General features: G+C 69.8%; 15 protein-coding genes and 1 pseudogene. 13 read left to right on the forward strand and 3 right to left on the reverse strand.

Going from position 1 to position 16,718, the window contains the following annotated elements; translation table 11 throughout:
• Positions 1 to 70: 70 nt before the first annotated feature.
• The 3 genes from CU044_RS06680 (at position 71) to CU044_RS06690 (ending at position 2,453) form a co-directional block, all read left to right on the forward strand.
• Positions 71 to 1,606, forward strand: coding sequence for a DUF6056 family protein (locus CU044_RS06680; RefSeq protein WP_129767513.1), 1,536 nt, complete (start codon positions 71 to 73; stop codon positions 1,604 to 1,606).
• Between the two features lie 85 nt (positions 1,607 to 1,691).
• Positions 1,692 to 2,000, forward strand: coding sequence for an SCO5918 family protein (locus CU044_RS06685; RefSeq protein WP_129767514.1), 309 nt, complete (start codon positions 1,692 to 1,694; stop codon positions 1,998 to 2,000).
• A gap of 75 nt (positions 2,001 to 2,075) precedes the next feature.
• Positions 2,076 to 2,453, forward strand: a complete 378-nt coding sequence (locus tag CU044_RS06690) for a hypothetical protein (RefSeq protein WP_129767515.1) — start codon at positions 2,076 to 2,078, stop codon at positions 2,451 to 2,453.
• 99 nt (positions 2,454 to 2,552) lie between these two features.
• On the opposite strand, the gene CU044_RS06695 is transcribed toward CU044_RS06690, so the two are convergent.
• A complete protein-coding gene (locus CU044_RS06695; protein ID WP_129767516.1) occupies positions 2,553 to 4,103 on the reverse strand; it encodes a DEAD/DEAH box helicase in 1,551 nt (516 codons plus the stop codon).
• A gap of 275 nt (positions 4,104 to 4,378) precedes the next feature.
• The gene (locus CU044_RS06700) at positions 4,379 to 4,582 is read right to left on the reverse strand and encodes a cold-shock protein (protein WP_014061102.1); all 204 of its coding nucleotides are present in this window, start codon (positions 4,580 to 4,582) and stop codon (positions 4,379 to 4,381) included.
• Positions 4,583 to 4,976: 394 nt separating this feature from the next.
• Between CU044_RS06700 and CU044_RS06705 the strand changes: the two genes are divergently transcribed.
• From CU044_RS06705 to CU044_RS06720, 4 genes are all read left to right on the forward strand, one after another.
• Entirely contained in the window at positions 4,977 to 5,609 is a 633-nt protein-coding gene (locus CU044_RS06705) for a DUF6629 family protein (protein WP_129767517.1), read from the forward strand.
• 125 nt (positions 5,610 to 5,734) lie between these two features.
• Complete coding sequence (locus tag CU044_RS06710) at positions 5,735 to 6,424, forward strand: beta-glucanase (protein WP_129767518.1); 690 nt, start codon at positions 5,735 to 5,737, stop codon at positions 6,422 to 6,424.
• Positions 6,425 to 6,500: 76 nt separating this feature from the next.
• Positions 6,501 to 8,414 carry a glycoside hydrolase family 15 protein gene (locus CU044_RS06715; protein WP_129767519.1) on the forward strand — a complete coding sequence of 638 codons (1,914 nt, stop codon included), beginning with the start codon at positions 6,501 to 6,503 and terminating at the stop codon, positions 8,412 to 8,414.
• Between the two features lie 26 nt (positions 8,415 to 8,440).
• Entirely contained in the window at positions 8,441 to 9,214 is a 774-nt protein-coding gene (locus CU044_RS06720; RefSeq protein WP_240045396.1) for a VOC family protein, read from the forward strand.
• An 18-nt stretch (positions 9,215 to 9,232) separates the two neighbouring features.
• Here the strand turns inward: CU044_RS06720 and CU044_RS06725 are convergent, their stop codons facing one another.
• Entirely contained in the window at positions 9,233 to 10,315 is a 1,083-nt protein-coding gene (locus tag CU044_RS06725; protein ID WP_129767520.1) for a DUF475 domain-containing protein, read from the reverse strand.
• Between the two features lie 137 nt (positions 10,316 to 10,452).
• Between CU044_RS06725 and sthA the strand changes: the two genes are divergently transcribed.
• The 6 genes and pseudogenes from sthA to CU044_RS06755 all read left to right on the forward strand — a co-directional run bounded on the left by sthA (position 10,453) and on the right by CU044_RS06755 (position 16,540).
• A complete protein-coding gene (sthA, locus tag CU044_RS06730; protein ID WP_129767521.1) occupies positions 10,453 to 11,856 on the forward strand; it encodes a Si-specific NAD(P)(+) transhydrogenase in 1,404 nt (467 codons plus the stop codon).
• Between the two features lie 738 nt (positions 11,857 to 12,594).
• Positions 12,595 to 14,313 (forward strand): ATP-binding protein, encoded by a 1,719-nt coding sequence (locus CU044_RS06735; protein ID WP_129767522.1) that lies wholly within the window; start codon positions 12,595 to 12,597, stop codon positions 14,311 to 14,313.
• Positions 14,314 to 14,315: 2 nt separating this feature from the next.
• Positions 14,316 to 14,726 (forward strand): roadblock/LC7 domain-containing protein, encoded by a 411-nt coding sequence (locus tag CU044_RS06740; RefSeq protein ID WP_129767523.1) that lies wholly within the window; start codon positions 14,316 to 14,318, stop codon positions 14,724 to 14,726.
• Complete coding sequence (locus tag CU044_RS06745; protein WP_129767524.1) at positions 14,723 to 15,088, forward strand: DUF742 domain-containing protein; 366 nt, start codon at positions 14,723 to 14,725, stop codon at positions 15,086 to 15,088. The genes CU044_RS06740 and CU044_RS06745 overlap by 4 nt, the downstream gene beginning before the upstream one ends.
• Positions 15,066 to 15,674, forward strand: a complete 609-nt coding sequence (locus CU044_RS06750) for an ATP/GTP-binding protein (RefSeq protein WP_129767525.1) — start codon at positions 15,066 to 15,068, stop codon at positions 15,672 to 15,674. The genes CU044_RS06745 and CU044_RS06750 overlap by 23 nt, the downstream gene beginning before the upstream one ends.
• A gap of 57 nt (positions 15,675 to 15,731) precedes the next feature.
• Positions 15,732 to 16,540 (forward strand): annotated as a pseudogene (locus tag CU044_RS06755) (hypothetical protein).
• The last annotated feature ends 178 nt before the right edge of the window (positions 16,541 to 16,718 follow it).

Raw genomic sequence — 16,718 nt, forward strand, 5'->3', positions numbered from 1 at the left:
CCGGACGCGTTCCCGCCGGACGCGGTCCAGCCGGAAACGGAACCTCCCCTTTCGAAAGGCAGTGGTGTACATGGCCGCGGGCGCGTCGAGCGTCATCATCCCGGAGCAGCCGGGCGGAAGACCCCGGCGGCGGCGGGGGAACGGCCGCGGGCCATCCGTACTCTCCGTACGCTCGTGGCCGGGATACGGCGTACTGGGCCTGCTGTCACTGCCACTGGGGCTTCTCGGGTCGGCGTTCTGGCTCGGCCGCCATGTCCGTCCCAGCGCGGACGAGTGGTGTTTCCTGCCCAGCGTGCGCGATCACGGCATCACGGGGCTGGTGGCGAAGTTCTACCTGACGGACAACGGACGGCTCGGGAACGGCCTGCTGGTCGGGGCGTACGCGAAGTTCGGGGTCGCGGGCCACCAGTGGTTCGGCCTGGTCAGCGGTGTGGTGGTGCTGGGGCTACTGTGGGCCGTGACCGCAGTGCTGCTGCGCCTGACGGGCCGGACGGCGCCGCGTGGCGTGCCGCTGTTCGTGGCGTCCATGGTGACGGTGGTGTTCCTCTTCGCGAGCCTCAACACGTACAAGGCGTTCTACTGGCCCGCCTCCTCCGTCTCGCACACCGTCGCACCGGTACTGGCGTGCGCCGCCGCCGTCCCCCTGCTGTGGGCCGGGTCGCGCCGGGGACGCGTCGCGGCGGCGGCCTGCGCGCTCGTCATGGGCGCCTTCCTCGGCACCCTCTCGGAGGAGACGTCGGTCGTCGCGCTGGTCGTGCTCGTGGCCCTGCTGCTGCTCAACCACCGGATCCTCGTCCCTCGCGCACGGGCCCACGCGCGCGCCTGGTGCCTGGCCGGTGTGACCGGGATCGTGATCGGCACGCTGCTGCTGCTCACCTCCCCCGGATCGCGCAACCGGCGTGAGCGGTACGACGCCGGGACCGGCTCGATGTTCGCGCCCGAATCGCTCGCCGGCTCACTGGACGGCTTCCTGGACATCCTCGGGACCCTGTTCACCACCTGGTGGTATCTGGGCGCCCTCGCGGCCGGTGTGCTGCTGGCGCTGCTGACCGGGAACCGGAAAGGGCACGCGCCGGTACTGCTGCCGTACCGCCCGCTCCTCCTGCTGGGCGCGGGCACCGTCACATTCCTGGTCGCCGGATACGTCTGCACGGTCATCACGTACCCGCTCTTCGGACCGCATGTGGTGTTCGCGCACCGCACCTGGAACGACTATCTCCTGCTGTATGTCGTGCTTCTGGTGGGTGCCGGGGCGCTCCTGGGGCGGGCGTTGCGGGGACACGCGACGCGGGGGCGCGCGACGCGTACGGGCGCCGTCGCGACGGCCGCCGGAGCGGCGATGTGCGTCGCGGTGTGCGTCGCACTGGCCTTTCCGCTCGGCGAACTGGGCGAGAGCATGCGCGTACGGGCCGAGAAGTGGGACCACCAGGACCACTGGCTGCGGGAGCGGGCGGCGCGGGGCGCGCGGGTCCTCCCGTACAAGCCGCTGTCCGTCAGCGGGATGGGGGAGCCGTTCGCGCACCGGGGCGGCAAGACCTGGCCGGCCCGGTGTGTCGCCGACTACTACCACCTGAAGCGGATCACCCGCGCGGAGCGGCTTCCCTGATCCCGCCGCCGTCACCGGCGCCTCCACACGTGTTCTTGTGGGATGCTGACGTATCCGCACCTCCCCTTCTTCCCCCCGAGGCACTATGCGCTGCGTCATCGCCCGCTTCCCCTTCGAACTGGTCAAGAGCGAGGTGCAGCAGGCGATGAAGGGCATCAAGCCGGAACCCATCACCGGTGAATCCGTGGTCATCGGCCGCCGTGCCTACCCCGTCAAGCAGGTGGGGGAAGTCATCACACGGCAGGACCGCCGCGATTTCACCTCCTTCGAGGTGACGAGGGCGCTGACCAGGCTCGGCTTCACCTGCCACGCCGTCCCGGCTCCCGTCGCGCCGGAGCCGCTCACCCCGCTCGAAACCGCGTCGGCGCTGCTCGGCCCCGGCGCACGGGACTGATACGCGCCGGACGGGCCGCGGCCGGTGTTCCGTACGCTCACTCAGGGCGGCGCCCGCGTAGTAGAGTCGGCGCCCATGTCGAAGCCTGATCATCTGCTTGTTGACATCGCCACCACCGTGGAGTCCGAGCAAAGCAATCAGATGTCCCTCACCGTGGTCGTCCAGGGCGCCGTCATCACAGGACGGCTGGCGCCCGAAGTTGTGTGGAGGGAGCGGGTCGCCGAGGTCCTGGAGGACTCCGAGCGACTGGGACCGTTCTCCGCCGTCTTCGGTCCGGCCGCCGCGAACGCCCGCTCATCGCACCCGGACGAGCCGCCCACCCATCTGCACTTCCATGTCGCCCGGATCCTCCAGGGAAGTTTCGGGATCCCGGAGACCGGTGGCATGTACCGCATCGCCATCGGGGACGTGAACGCCTGGACGGTGGGAGACTTCAGCTACTCCGACGGCTGAGGCCGTCCGCTCCCCCTCCGAACCCCCTTCGCACACCTCAGCGGAAGTGCCCCGGTACCAGTCGGTACCGGGGCACTTCCGCTGGGTTCCGCCCGTGGCTCAGGCGGCGCTGTTACGGGGCGACTGGCGCGGTGCGCCGCCGGTGCGCGCCGCGGAGCCGGCGGAGGAGGACCGGCGGCCCTGACCCGCGCGGCCACGGCCGCGGCCCTGGGAGGGGCCGCGCTTGGCCCGCTCGGTGACCGGCGCGGTGATGGTGACCGGAACCCCCGAGGGCGCCTGGGCGCCCGTGATGCGGCTCAGTTCGGCCTCGCCCGAGCGGACCTGGGCGGTCTGCGGCGTGATGCCCGCGTCGGCCATCAGCCGGCTCATCTCGCGCCGCTGGTTCGGCAGGACGAGCGTGACGACACTGCCGGACTCGCCGGCCCGTGCGGTGCGTCCGCCGCGGTGCAGATAGTCCTTGTGGTCGCTGGGCGGGTCGACGTTGACGACGAGGTCGAGGTTGTCGATGTGAATGCCGCGGGCCGCGACATTGGTGGCCACCAGCACCGTGACATGGCCCGTCTTGAACTGCGCGAGGGTGCGGGTGCGCTGGGGCTGGGACTTGCCGCCGTGCAGCGCGGCGGCGCGTACGCCGCTGTTCAGCAGGTGCTCGGTGAGCCGGTCGACGGCGTGCTTGGTGTCCAGGAACATCAGCACCCGGCCGTCGCGCGCCGCGATCTCGGTGGTGGTGGCGTACTTGTCGGCGCCGTGTACGTGGAGCACATGGTGCTCCATCGTGGTGACCGCGCCCGCGGACGGGTCGACGGAGTGGACCACCGGGTCGTGGAGGTAGCGGCGGACCAGGAGGTCGACATTGCGGTCGAGGGTGGCGGAGAACAGCAGCCGCTGGCCCTCGGTGCGCACCTGGTCGAGCAGCGCGGTGACCTGCGGCATGAATCCCATGTCGGCCATCTGGTCGGCCTCGTCGAGCACTGTGATGGCGACCCGGTCCAGCCGGCAGTCGCCGCGGTCGATGAGGTCCTTGAGCCGTCCCGGGGTGGCGACGACGATCTCCGTGCCACCGCGCAGCGCGCTGGACTGGCGGCCGATCGACATACCGCCGACGACCGTGGCCAGCCGCAGCTTCAGCGACCGGGCGTACGGGGTGAGCGCGTCGGTGACCTGCTGGGCCAGTTCCCGGGTGGGGACGAGGATCAGGGCGAGCGGCTGCTTGGGCTGGGCGCGCTGTCCGGCGGTACGGGCCAGCACCGCCAGGCCGAAGGCGAGGGTCTTGCCGGAGCCGGTACGTCCCCGGCCGAGAACGTCCCGGCCGGCCAGCGAGTTGGGCAGGGTGGCCGCCTGGATCGGGAACGGCTCGCTGACCCCCAGACCGCTGAGCGTCTTGAGCAGTTCGGACGGCATGTCCAGGTCGGCGAAGGCCGCGACCGCGGGCAGCGCCGGGGTGAGGGTGACGGGGAGGGCGAACTCGCCCTTCAGCGCGGCGGGGCGCCGCCCATGTCCGCCACCGGAACGGCCCGGGGCGCCGGAGCGCCCCTGGGAACCCGAACGGCTGGAGGAACCCGAGCCGAACCGGCCGCCCCGGCCGGAGCCGGCGGAGCCGCCCGTGCGGGTGCGGGAGTAACGGTCGTTCGTGCGTGCTGCGCGGTTCATTCAGAACCTTTCTCGATGGGCACGTATCGAGAATTCTCGGCAGAAACACCGCACGAAGAATCGCAAGAACGAGCCGATTACATACAGAGACCAGAGCCGCGCCGGGGCGTAGAACAGCCGGAACCGTGCGTCGCGTTCCGCACACCATCAGGGCACGCGGAACAGGCTCTGTCGAAACGTGGAAGATTACGGGAAAACCACGTGAAAAATATAAAAACAACGAGCTGGGGCCCGCATTTCTAGGTGCGGACCCCAGCTACGTCATGAATTCAGCGTCAGGCGGGAACGATGTTCTCCGCCTGCGGGCCCTTCTGGCCCTGCGTGACGTCGAAGTTCACCTTCTGGCCCTCCTGCAGCTCACGGAAGCCCTGGGCGGCGATGTTCGAGTAGTGGGCGAAGACGTCGGCGCCGCCGCCGTCCTGCTCGATGAAGCCGAAACCCTTTTCCGCGTTGAACCACTTGACGGTGCCACTGGCCATGTTGATCTCCTTCGGGGCATTTAGCCCGGAGGTCCGCACTGTGCGGACCCCACGTCGCCGCGATGATTACCCCGTCCGGAGAAAGCCCGGAAATACAAAAGCGCACCCACCGGCACATAAAGCCGGTAAGAGCACTTGAAGTCTTTGGGAACCACAACTGCAACTGAGATCAACAGTAGCACGGCGCGAGCGGCCGGGTACGGCAGGCAATATCACTCCGTCCGCCGTGCCACAAATCTTCATCACGCATCAAGCCAATTTCTGCACCAGCGACCACAGATATTCAGGAGCCGTGGGCTCCGCCCCGGTCGGCCGGGGCGACCGTGCCCGTCGTCCGGGCCGGGGGGCGCCGGGACGCCTGGCGGGAAATCCGGTGACGCGTACCGTGGGACGCGTGTGCTGGAGTGCGACAGCCGATCTTGTGGTGGGCGCCGGTATCACCGTGGTCGGCGTGGCCTGTGTGTCTCGGGTACGCAGGGTCCGGGATCTGCCGCTCGCCGCGCTGCCGTTGCTGCTGGGGGCGCACCAGATCATCGAATCGGTCGTGTGGCGCTCCGGCGGCGGCGCGGGCCCTGCCACCCTCGCCTGGGTCGTGATCGCATTGCCGGTACTGGCGGTGTGGGTGCCGTTCGCCGTCCTGCTCGCCGCGCCGCCCCGGGCGCGGCGCCGGCTGATGGTTCCGGCCGTGATCGGACTCGGCACCGCCGCGGTGCTGTCGTACTACCTCGTCCACCGGACGGCGAGGGCCGAGATCCGCGGCCACACCATGGGGTTCGCGCTCGATCTTCCGCATGTCCCGCTGCTGGTGGTGGCCTATGCCCTGGCCACCGTCGGGGCGCTGCTCATCGGCGGTGATCCGACGGTGCGGCTGCTCGGCGTGGTCGTCGCGTACGCGGCGGTGCTGTGCGTGACGCTCTGGCGGCTGGAGTTCATCTCCACCTGGTGCGGCCTCGCGGCGGTGGCGTCCGTCCTGGTCCTGGTGTGGGCCCGGCGCCTCCCGGCCGCCCCCCGGCCACGGACGGGGTGACGTACGAACAAACGGCCGCCCCCGTCCGCGCGGCACCGCGCCCCCACACCGTGCCGCCGGTCCCTAGCATGAGACCGAGCGGCCCCGGCGACCGCCCGCGTGGCCCGGTCTCGGGAGGGGACGTCATGAGCAGCGGTACGCCCGACCCGTCCCTGACAGCCCGTACGCCACGCTTCACCGCCGACTTCTCGTCCACCGAGCAGTGGGTCGCGGGGCGCTCGTGGGCGTATCCCGGCGGCGGGCCGACCAATCCGGGGGACAACAAGCTCGATCATCTCGTGCCCGACGCGGAGTACAGCCGCGGTGGCACCTTCCGGGCGACGCTCCGTTCCGACGGCTACTGGAACACGGGGCTGCTGACCACGGAGGGCAGCCCCGGGGAGTTCACCGTCCGCACCGGAGACGTGCTGGAGACGGGCGTGCGGCTGCCCACCGAGACCGGCGCGTGGCCCGCGATCTGGACCTGGCTGGACGGCGGGAACGAGGTCGACGTCTTCGAGTACCACCCCGACAACCCCCATCTGCTGGAGCTGTCGAACCGTGTGCGGGGCAGCGAGCGCTACTACACGGACCAGGAGATCCGGCCCGGTGCGCGGGTGGGGCTGAGGGTGGAGTTCCGGTCCAGGACGGTCGTCTGGTGGGTCAACGGCCGGCGCGTCTTCGCCGACGGCAGGGGCGTGGGCCGCGACTGGCGCGCCCATCTCATCGTCAATCTCTCCGTCTGCGCAGGTCGGTACCACCCCGCCCCGCAGCCGGGGGTGACCGCGATGTCGTACGGGGTCGACTACCTCCGGGTGTACGGCGCCCGCTCCTGAAACGCGCTGCCCCCTGAACCACGCCGCCTGAACCGACGTGCGGGCCGGGGGCCGGTGCGCGAGACTCGACAACACCATGAACGAGGACGCTCAGGAGACGGACACCCCGGCCGGGGACCAGCGGGACGAGGCGTATCTGCCCATCGCCGAGCACGGTCTGATCGGGGATCTGCGGACCGCGGCGCTGGTGGGCACCGACGGCCGGATCGACTGGTTCTGCGCTCCCCGCTTCGACGCCCCCAGCGTCTTCGGATCCCTGCTGGACGCGGAGCGCGGCGGCTCCTGGGACATCCGGCCGGTGTGCCAGATCTCCACCCACAACCAGTTCTACTTCCCCGACACGAACATCCTGATCACCCGGATGCTCACGGCCGACGGCATCGTGGAGGTCCAGGACTTCATGCCGATCGTGCGGGAGCAGGACCCGCACCACCGGCAGCGGCTGGTGCGGCGGGTGGTGAACGTACGTGGCCGGATGCGGCTGGGGGTACGGATCGCGCCGCGGCTGAACTACGGCCGGGACCGGCACCGGCTGGAGCGCATGCCCGACGGCGTACGGTTCGTCGGCGACGTCCTCGCGCTGTCGCTGCGGTCCTCCATCGCGCTGGAACTCGACGACACCGACGCCTACGCGACGTTCGACCTCGACGAGGGTGAGACGGCCCTGTTCGACCTCGAAACGGACTACGCCTGCGCGTCCGCCGCCGCGGACGCGGGCATCGGCGCGAACCCCGGGCCGGATCCGTGCGCGGTCGACGCCGAGGCCGCCGAGGCGCTCTTCCTGGCCACCAAGGACTTCTGGCGCCGCTGGCTGAGGCAGTCCACGTACACCGGCCGCTGGCGTGAGACGGTCCACCGCTCGGCGCTGACCCTCAAGCTGCTGACACATGAGCCGACGGGCGCCATCATCGCCGCGCCGACGCTCGGGCTTCCCGAACAGCTCGGCGGCGCGCGCAACTGGGACTACCGGTACGTATGGATCAGGGACGCCGCGTTCTCCCTGTACGCGCTGTTGCGGATGGGGTTCACCCAGGAGGCCCAGGGGTTCATCAGCTGGCTGGCCGAGCGGCTGCGGGACGCGACGGACGGCCGGGTGGGCCCGCTGCGCGTCGTGTACTCGATCGACGGTGAGGACCAACTCCCCGAGGAGGTGCTCGGGCATCTGGAGGGGTACCGGGGCTCGTATCCGGTGAGTATCGGCAACAACGCCAGCGACCAGCGCCAGCTGGACATCTACGGCGAACTGATCGACTCGATCTATCTGTTCAACAAGTACGGCGCGGGTATCTCGCACGAGAGCTGGACCGATCTGTGCGAGATCCTGGAGTGGCTGCTGAGGCACTGGGACAGCGCCGATCAGTCCATCTGGGAGACCAGGGCGGGTCAGCAGCACCACACGTACTCGCGGCTGATGTGCTGGGTCGCCGTCGAGCGCATGATCAGAATGGCGCGCCAGCGCGGACTGCCCGGCGATCTGGTCCGCTGGACGGCCGCCCGGGACGAGATCTACCACCAGATCATGGAGCGGGGCTGGGATCCGCGGACCCGTACCTTCGTCCAGCGGCTCTCCGCCGAGCCGGGCCGGCCTCCCGAGAACATCCTGGACGCCTCACTGCTGCTGATGCCCATGGTCAAGTTCATCTCGCCGGTCGATCCGCGGTTCCTGTCCACCGTCGAGGCGATCGCGGACCGGCTCGTGATGGACAACCTGGTGTTCCGGTACGACCCGTCGCAGGCCCCGGACGGGCTCGACGGTTCCGAGGGCACGTTCTCGATCTGTTCGTTCTGGTGGGTGGAGGCGCTCGCCCGGACCGGTGAGGTGGAGCAGGCGCGGCTGGCGCTGGAGAAGATGTTCACGTACGCCAACCATGTGGGGCTGTACGCCGAGCAGATCGGGCTGACCGGTGAGCATCTGGGCAACTTCCCCCAGGCGTTCACCCACCTCGCCCTGATCAGCTCGGCGATCAACCTCGACCGGGCGATGGGCTGAGGGCCGGAAGGGAGCGGACAGGAATCATGCCGGCGTCACGTCACCCCGTGTCCGGGGCCCCCTGCTGGGTGAGTCTGATGGCCCGCGACCTGGAGGCCGCCCAGATCTTCTACGGAGCCGTCCTCGGCTGGACGTTCCGGCCCACGGCCCTGGGCGACGAGTTCAGTCTCGCGCTCAACGACGGCGCGGCGGTCGCCGGGATCGGGGCGCTGGCTCCGAGCCTCCAGGCCGCGGTCGCCTGGACCCCGTACTTCGCCGTCGATGACGCCGACCTCGTGTCGGCCCGTATCCGCGAGCGGGGCGCGACCGTGGCGGTGGGGCCGCTCCCCATGCACACGGGCCGTGCCACCCTCGCCGCCGATCCGGACGGCGCCGTGTTCGGCTTCTGGGAGGGCAGGACCGTCGCCGGGTGGTCCGTGGGGCGGGGCAGCGCGCCGGCGCGGCTGGAGCTGCGGACCCGGGACGCGTTCGCCGCCGCCATCTTCTACGGGCAGGTCCTCGGCTGGGGCTCGGACGAGAAGGCGAGCTGCGAGGTCCACTACGAGGACGATCAGGTACTGGTGCGCGACGGCACGCACACGGTCGCGGCGCTGCGCGGCGGAGCGGTCGAGAGCGCCCCGGACCCGCAGATCAGACCGCGCTGGCACGTGTACTTCCGGGCGGCCGACGTGAGCGCCGCCGCGCGGGCCGCCGCCGCTGCCGGCGGGGTCGTCGTCACTCCGCCGGGCCTCACCCCGGCCGGTGAGGAGGCCACCCTCCGCGACCCCGACGGCGGCCTCTTCACGATCGTCTCGGCGTGAGAGGGCCACGCTCGGGGGTCACTCGGCCAGGCGCGCGTTACGGCGGACCGAGGACCAGAAGGACCAGCCGATCAGGACGACGCCGACGAGTCCGGTGATGAGTTCGCTGATCTGGTACTGGATGGTGATCAGCAGGATCAGCGCCAGCGCGCCGATGGCGTAGTGCGCGCCGTGCTCCAGATAGACGAAGTCGTCGAGTGTTCCCTGCCGGACCAGATAGACCGTGAGGGACCTGACGTACATCGCGCCGATGCCGAGGCCGAGGGCCATCAGCACGATGTCGTTGGTGATCGCGAAGGCGCCGATGACCCCGTCGAACGAGAACGACGCGTCGATCACCTCCAGATACAGGAACATGAAGAACGCGGCGTTGCCGGTGAGCGCGACCGCCGAGCCGGATCCGCGCTTCCTGGCGGCTTCCTCGACCCGTTCCTCCTCGTCCTCGATGCGGTTCTCGAAGAAGCGGGAGAGCCCGCCGACGACCAGATACGTGATGAGCCCCGCGACGCCGGCCGTCAGGACCGTCTGGGCCTTGTCCGCGTGTGCGCCGCCGTGCTGGTGGGCATGGGTGGCGACCGTCATGGACGCGACGAGCAGCACGATCAGCGCGATACAGACCGCGAGCATGTCGATCCGGCCGAGCTTCGCCAGCGGCCGCTCCAGCCAGGCCTGCCACTTGATCTCCCGGTCCTCGAAGATGAAGTTGAGGAAGATCATCAGCAGGAAGATCCCGCCGAAGGCGGCGATCGACGGATGAGCGTCCGTCACCAGCTGCTGGTAGCGGTTCTTGTCGTTGATGGCCAGCTCCACCGCCTCGACCGGGCCGATCCTGGCGGTGAGGGAGACGATCAGGACGGGAAAGACGAGCCGCATGCCGAAGACGGCGATCAGCACCCCGACGGTGAGGAAGATCGTCTGCCAGAAGGCGCTCATCTTCTTCAGGATCCCGGCATTGATCACCGCGTTGTCGAAGGAGAGCGAGATCTCCAGGACCGCGAGGATGGCGACGATCCACAGGGCGGCCCAGCCGCCGTACAGCGCCCCGACGGCGAGGCCCGCCGCGGTGACGACAAACGCCCATCTGAATGTTTTCAGAACCATCTGGTCATCCACTTCCCCTCGGTGAGGCCCCGCTTCCCCCTCGGTGAGGCCCCGGCTTCCCCTCGGTGAGGCCCGGTCAGCGTCTCACCGTGAAGCCGGCTCTTCCGGGAAACACGCACGGCTGACAGACTCCTCCCGTGCCCGACTTCGACATGCTTGTCATCGGATCAGGACCGGGCGGCCAGAAGGCCGCCATCGCGGCGGCCAAGCTCGGCCGCCGGGTCGCCGTGATCGACCGCCCCGACATGGTCGGTGGCGTCTCCATTCATACCGGAACCGTCCCCTCCAAGACCTTGCGCGAGGCGGTGCTCTATCTCACGGGGCTGGCTCAGCGGGATCTGTACGGCCAGAGCTACCGGCTCAAGGAAGAGATCACCGTCGCCGATCTGACGGCCCGGACGCAGCATGTCGTCGGCCTGGAGGTCGACGTCGTACGCAGTCAGCTGGCCAGGAACCAGATCACACCGCTCGCGGGCACCGGCCGGTTCATGGACGATCACACGGTCGCCGTACGGGACGCCTCCGGCCAGGACCGGCTGCTGACCGCGGATCACATCGTGATCGCCACCGGCACCCGGCCGGCCCGCCCGGCGAGCGTCGAGTTCGACGACCGTACGGTCATGGACTCGGACAGTGTGCTCAGCATGGAGAAGGTGCCCCGGTCCATGGTGATCGTGGGCGCCGGTGTCATCGGCATGGAATACGCGTCGATGTTCGCCGCCCTCGGCAGCAAGATCACCGTGGTCGAACAGCGCGCAGGGATGCTGGACTTCTGTGATGTCGAGGTCGTCGAGGCCCTCAAGTACCGGTTGCGGGATCTGGCGGTGACGTTCCGCTTCGGCGAGACGGTGGCGGCGGTCGAACGGCACGAGCAGGGCACGCTCACCATTCTGGAGAGCGGCAAGAAGATCGCCGCCGACGCCGTGATGTACTCCGCCGGGCGCCAGGGACTGACCGAGGAACTCGACCTCGGCAAGGCGGGCCTCTCCGCCGACGCGCGCGGACGGATCACGGTCGACGAGCACTACCGCACCGAGGTTCCGCACATCTACGCCGTCGGCGACGTCATAGGCTTCCCCGCCCTTGCCGCGACCTCGATGGAACAGGGCCGGGCCGCCGCGTACCACGCGTGCGACGAGCCGGTCAATCCGATGCACCATCTACAGCCGATCGGTATCTACACCATCCCGGAGATCAGCTTCATCGGCCGGACCGAGGACCAGCTGACGAAGGAGCGCGTGCCGTTCGAGGTCGGGGTCTCCCGCTATCGCGAACTGGCCAGGGGCCAGATCGTCGGCGACGCGCACGGCGTGCTGAAGCTGCTGGTCTCCCCGGAGGACCGGCGGCTGCTCGGAGTGCACTGTTTCGGCTCAGGGGCGACGGAGCTGATACATATCGGCCAGGCCGTGATGGGGTGCGGCGGTACGGTCGACTATCTGGTGGACGCGGTGTTCAACTATCCGACGCTGGCCGAGTCGTACAAGGTCGCCGCCCTCGATGTGACCAACAAGATCCGCGAGATCGAGCGCATGAAGCGCTGAACCCGCCGCCCCGGCCGGGCGGGGCGACGGCCCCGGCCCGCGACGGCTCCGCTCCCTCTCTCCCCCGGTCCGCCAACAGCTCCCCGGGACAAGCGAATTCCCTTTCCCGGTCCGCGAGACTCACGGATTCGCTCCCCGAAGCGCTTGGGAAACGCGCGAATTCGCTCAAAGGATCGGTCAATCCCCTTTCCCGTGAAGCTTTCCGTGAAGCTTTTCCGTGGAGCGCCGGCCGTCGCGGCAGCACACTCCACCCGTATGACACCGCATCTATCGATCTTTGCCTTTTCTTTGCTCGCACGCCAACCGTCGCCCCGGGAACACCGAGGGGAATACACGAGGCACCCGGAGCCCTTTCCCGCGCCCCCGGAATGAGAGGTTCCGAGAGGAAGACCGCCTCGCCAGACGGGCCGTGGGGGCTCCGGCCCGTCCACTTCACCGCGTGGATCATGCACAGAACAACACCGGCGTGCGCCGGTCACGAAGCATCTATTCACCACCGTCGGTGGCCGGGATATGACTTCAGGTGACGCCCGGCGGATATACGATCCCCCAACAACGTCTGGTGAAGAGGTAGTTCAAACCATGATCAAGTCGCATGGCCGTGGTGGGACTGGGATACCCGGCCGACGGACACCCTCGCACCTGGCAGTCGTACCGGCGCCGCGCCGCCCCCACTCCCCGTGACCACTGCCGGGTGAATTCTCCGCACCACATTCTCAGCCAACTCGAAGGTTCTCCATGGCACGTTCCCCCGCGCCCTCTCCCCCGACCCGCAGGTCGCCGTGGCTTTGGTCGACGACTCTGGTGGCCGCCCTCGCCTCCTTCGCTGTCGCGATCGTGCCCATAACGCGCCTCGGCGCCGGCCCGACCACGGCCTACGGCGTGGTCGCGCTGCTGGTCTTCGTCTCCCTGTCGGTGCTGCGCGGGCAGCACCGGCGCGCCGAGTCCGATGTGGTCCGCTACTGCGACGAGACACGGGAGCGGGAGGCGGAAACGGCCCGTCGCGACACCCGCTGGCGCTCCCATGTCCAGCACCAGTCCGAGCTGGTACGGGAGGAGGTCGAGCATCTCGTCAAGGAGAGGCTGCCCGCCGCGCTCGCCAGGACCGAGATCCCCGGACCGCTGCACGGCGCCGAACGGCTGGGCGAAGGGGTCACCGACTGGTTCGGCAGGCTGCTGGCCGAGGTCGCCGAGGCGGTGGACCACCGCGAGGAGTCGCAGCGGCTCGCGCTGGCCGAGCTGGCCAGCCGGGTACAGACCTCGGCACACCGGATCCAGGCCGCGGTGACGGGGCTGGCGGACCGCTATCCCGGTGACGCCGATCTGCTGGAGACCACCATGCAGGTGGATCACGCGGCGACCCAGCAGGCCCGGCACGCGCAGAGCCTCAAGGTGCTCTGCGGCGAGTGGCCGGGGCAGCAGTGGCAGAAGCCGCTGGCGATGGTGGATGTGGTCAGGGCCGCGTCCGGACGGATCGTGGCGTACAAGCGCGTCGAGGTCACCGGCGACCCGGACGTCGGGGTCACACCGTCGGTGGTCGAACCGCTGATCCATCTGCTGGCGGAACTGCTCGCCAACGCCACGGAGTACTCACCGCCGCGGACGGGTGTGCCCGTGACCGTGCGTACGGTGCAGCGCGGCGCGGTCATCGAGGTGGACGACGGCGGTCTCGGCATGGACGAGTACCGGCTGACCGAGGCGCGCGAGATCGTCTCCGGCTGCCGGCTGCTCGGGGTCGGCGAGGTCGGTGAGATCCCGCAGACCGGCTTCGCGGTCGTGGGCCGGTTCGCCGACCGGCACGGCTTCCAGGTCGACCTGGGCCCTTCGCCGTACGGCGGGGTCCGCGCCGTGGTGCTGGTGCCCACGGGGGTACTGGAGACCCTCGCCCCCGCCGGTACCACGGCAAAGCCCGTCCCTCCCGTACCCCAGGTACCCCACGTGCCCCAGCCCACCTCAGCGCCCGACGTGAGCGGCACCCCGCCGGAGCGGCCCGCCGCCGACCGGCCGGCCGTGGCTCGGCCGGCCTTCCCCGAAGCCGCCGCTCCCGGGACCGCCGCTGCTGAAGCCACCGCTCCAGAGGCCGCGACCGAGCCGGTCGCATCCCGGCCCGCCACCCCCGAACCCGCCCCCGGAAGCGCCGCGCCGGCGCCGGACGTGTCGGTGCCCGCCGCACGCGACGCGACGGGCCGGGACATGCCGATGTCCGGCGCGCCGGCCCTCCCGTCGCGGAACGGCCGCCGGCTCCCCCAGCGCCGTTCACGTCGCGACGAGTACGCGCCCGCGGTGGAGGCGGCCCCCACCGCCCTCACACCTCCGGGCACACCGGAACAGGCCGGTGACTGGATGGAGCAGTTCTTCGAGGGCGGCCGGTCCATCCCGACCTCCGGCTCCGTCCCGTACGAGGGCCAGGACGGCTCTTCCTCCCCCACCCCCGATTCACCGGAAGGACTGACGTGAGCATGAGTTACGTGGAGAACCCGGAGCAGCGAGGCTGGATGATCGCCGAGGTCGCCGCGGTTCCCGGGGTGCGTGAGGTGATCGTCTTCAGCGCCGACGGACTGCTGCTTGCCAGCTCCGAGGGGATGAACCGGGACTCCGCCGACCGGCTGTCGGCGAACTGCTCGGGTCTCCAGTCCCTGGCCCGCAGCCTGGGCCGGGAGTTCGGTGAGGAGGGCGGGGCCGTCCATCAGCAGATGGTGGAGTTCAACGGCGGGTTCCTGTTCATGCGCAGCGCCAACGGGGCCCATCTCGCCGTGGTGACGGGCCCCGTGGTGGACCCGAAGCTGGTCGCCCGTCAGATGCAGGCGCAGGTCATGAAGATCGGCGCCGGCAATCTGAGCAGCCCGCCGCGACAGGAGTCCGCGCGGTGAGTGAACCGGACGGTGAGTACTCGGCCAGTGCGTTACGTCCCTATGTGATTACCAAGGGACGCTCCAGGCCCTCCCGTAACACCATAGGAGTCGAGACCCTCCTCATCGCCGTCGATCCCCCGCGCGACGTTCCGGTCTCCGCGACGCGGGAGGAGCGCGCGCTCGTGCGGATGTGCGAGCGCCTGCTGTCGCTGGTGGAGGCCGCCGCCCATCTCGAACTGCCGGTGAGTCTGGTGAAGGTGCTGGCATCCGATCTCGTCGACAGTGGCCATCTGTCCGCGCGCTCCGGCGTTCCGCAGGCCGTTCTGCCCGACTCGCAACTGCTTCAGGAGGTACTGGATGGTCTCCGTCGGCTCCGCTGACCGCTATTTGCCCGACACGGTCCAGCAGGCCGTCAAGATTCTCGTGGTGGGCGCCTTCGGTGTCGGGAAGACCACCCTGGTCGGCTCGGTCAGCGAGATCTCACCGCTGCGCACGGAGGAGGTGATGACCGAGGCGAGTGTCGGCGTGGACGATCTGGCCGGCATGAGCACCAAGACCACCACGACGGTCGCCATGGACTTCGGCCGGATCACCCTCAACTCCTGGCTGGTCCTCTATCTGTTCGGCACCCCGGGACAGCGGCGGTTCTGGGATCTGTGGGACGGCCTCGCCGAGGGCGCACTCGGCGTGCTCGTCATCGTCGACACCAGGCGGCTTGAGGACAGCTTCGACGTTCTGGAGCAACTGGAGCTCCGGGGGCTGCCGTTCGCGGTGGCGGTCAACCAGTTCCCGGACAGCGAGGAGTACGGGGTGGAGGAACTGCGCGGCGCGCTCGACCTGTTGCCGGAGACTCCCGTGGTGATGTGCGACGCGCGGGAGCGTGCCGCGTCGGTGGACGCGCTGATCAGCCTGGTCGAATACGTGTCGAGCGTCGGTACGGTACGTACCAAGGAGACCGCGTCATGAACCGCTCCTCCCCGCCCGCTCCGCCCCCGGCGCTCTCCCCGCGAGGTCTACCGCGGGCTGCGTGAGCGGTACGGCAATGTCGCCCGCGTCGAACTGGAACCGGGCGTACCCGGCTGGCTCGTCATGGGCTACCGGGAGTTGCTGACCATCACCCGTCAGGAGCAGGTCTTCTCCCGCGACGCCCGCGACTGGCGCGATCTCACGAAGGAGGTCGTCTCACCGCGCTCCGGGCTGCTGCCGATGATGGCCCGGCGCCCCGATGTGACAGGGGCCGACGGCCCCGAACACCGCAGGCTGCGAAAGCCGCTGGACGACGGTGTGGCGCGGATCGACCAGCGCAGGGCACGGCTCCAGGTCGAAGCGCTGTGCACGGAACTGATCGAGGGGTTCTCCCGGCGGGGCCGGGCCGATCTGGTGGACGAGTACGCCACGGTCGTGCCCTCGCTCTCCCTCGCCTCCCTGCTCGGACTGGGCGGCGAGGAGGGCCGGGAACTGCTGCGGGCGCCCACTACGCTGTCCGCCGACAGCACCGACGCCGCGCACGACGGCGACCGCCCCGACGACACCGCCGGGGAACCCGGCAACCGCGCCCACCTCGCCTTCTCCGCGGCCCCCACGTCTGCCCCGCGCAGGTACCCGCACGACTGATCACCCGAACCGCCGTCACCACGGCCTTCCATCTGCTGCCCGACATGAGACTCGCCGTCCCCGCCGATCAGGTGGCCTGGCGCCGGTCCCCCTGGACGCGTATCCCGGTCTCCCTCCCCGTGGAGTTCTCCGCGGCCGGGACCCGGCCGCGGAGAGGACCGTCCTCCCACAGGACCGTCGCCGACAGGACCGTCGCCGACAGGACCGTCAGGACTTAGGGTCTTTCGTTTGGATCAGGCCGGATCAGGGAGCGGGGCTGGTGGAGGGGGTCCCTCCCGTGCCGTTCAGGCTACGGGGGAGGATCGCAAGGCGGAGGAGGGAGCCATGGCGGAGCCCTGGTGACCGACGACAACGCGGCGAGGCGCGGCCCGCCGCGGCAGCGGCTGATGTCACCGC

The organism is Streptomyces sp. L-9-10 (assembly GCF_004151105.1).
Classification (GTDB): domain Bacteria; phylum Actinomycetota; class Actinomycetes; order Streptomycetales; family Streptomycetaceae; genus Streptomyces.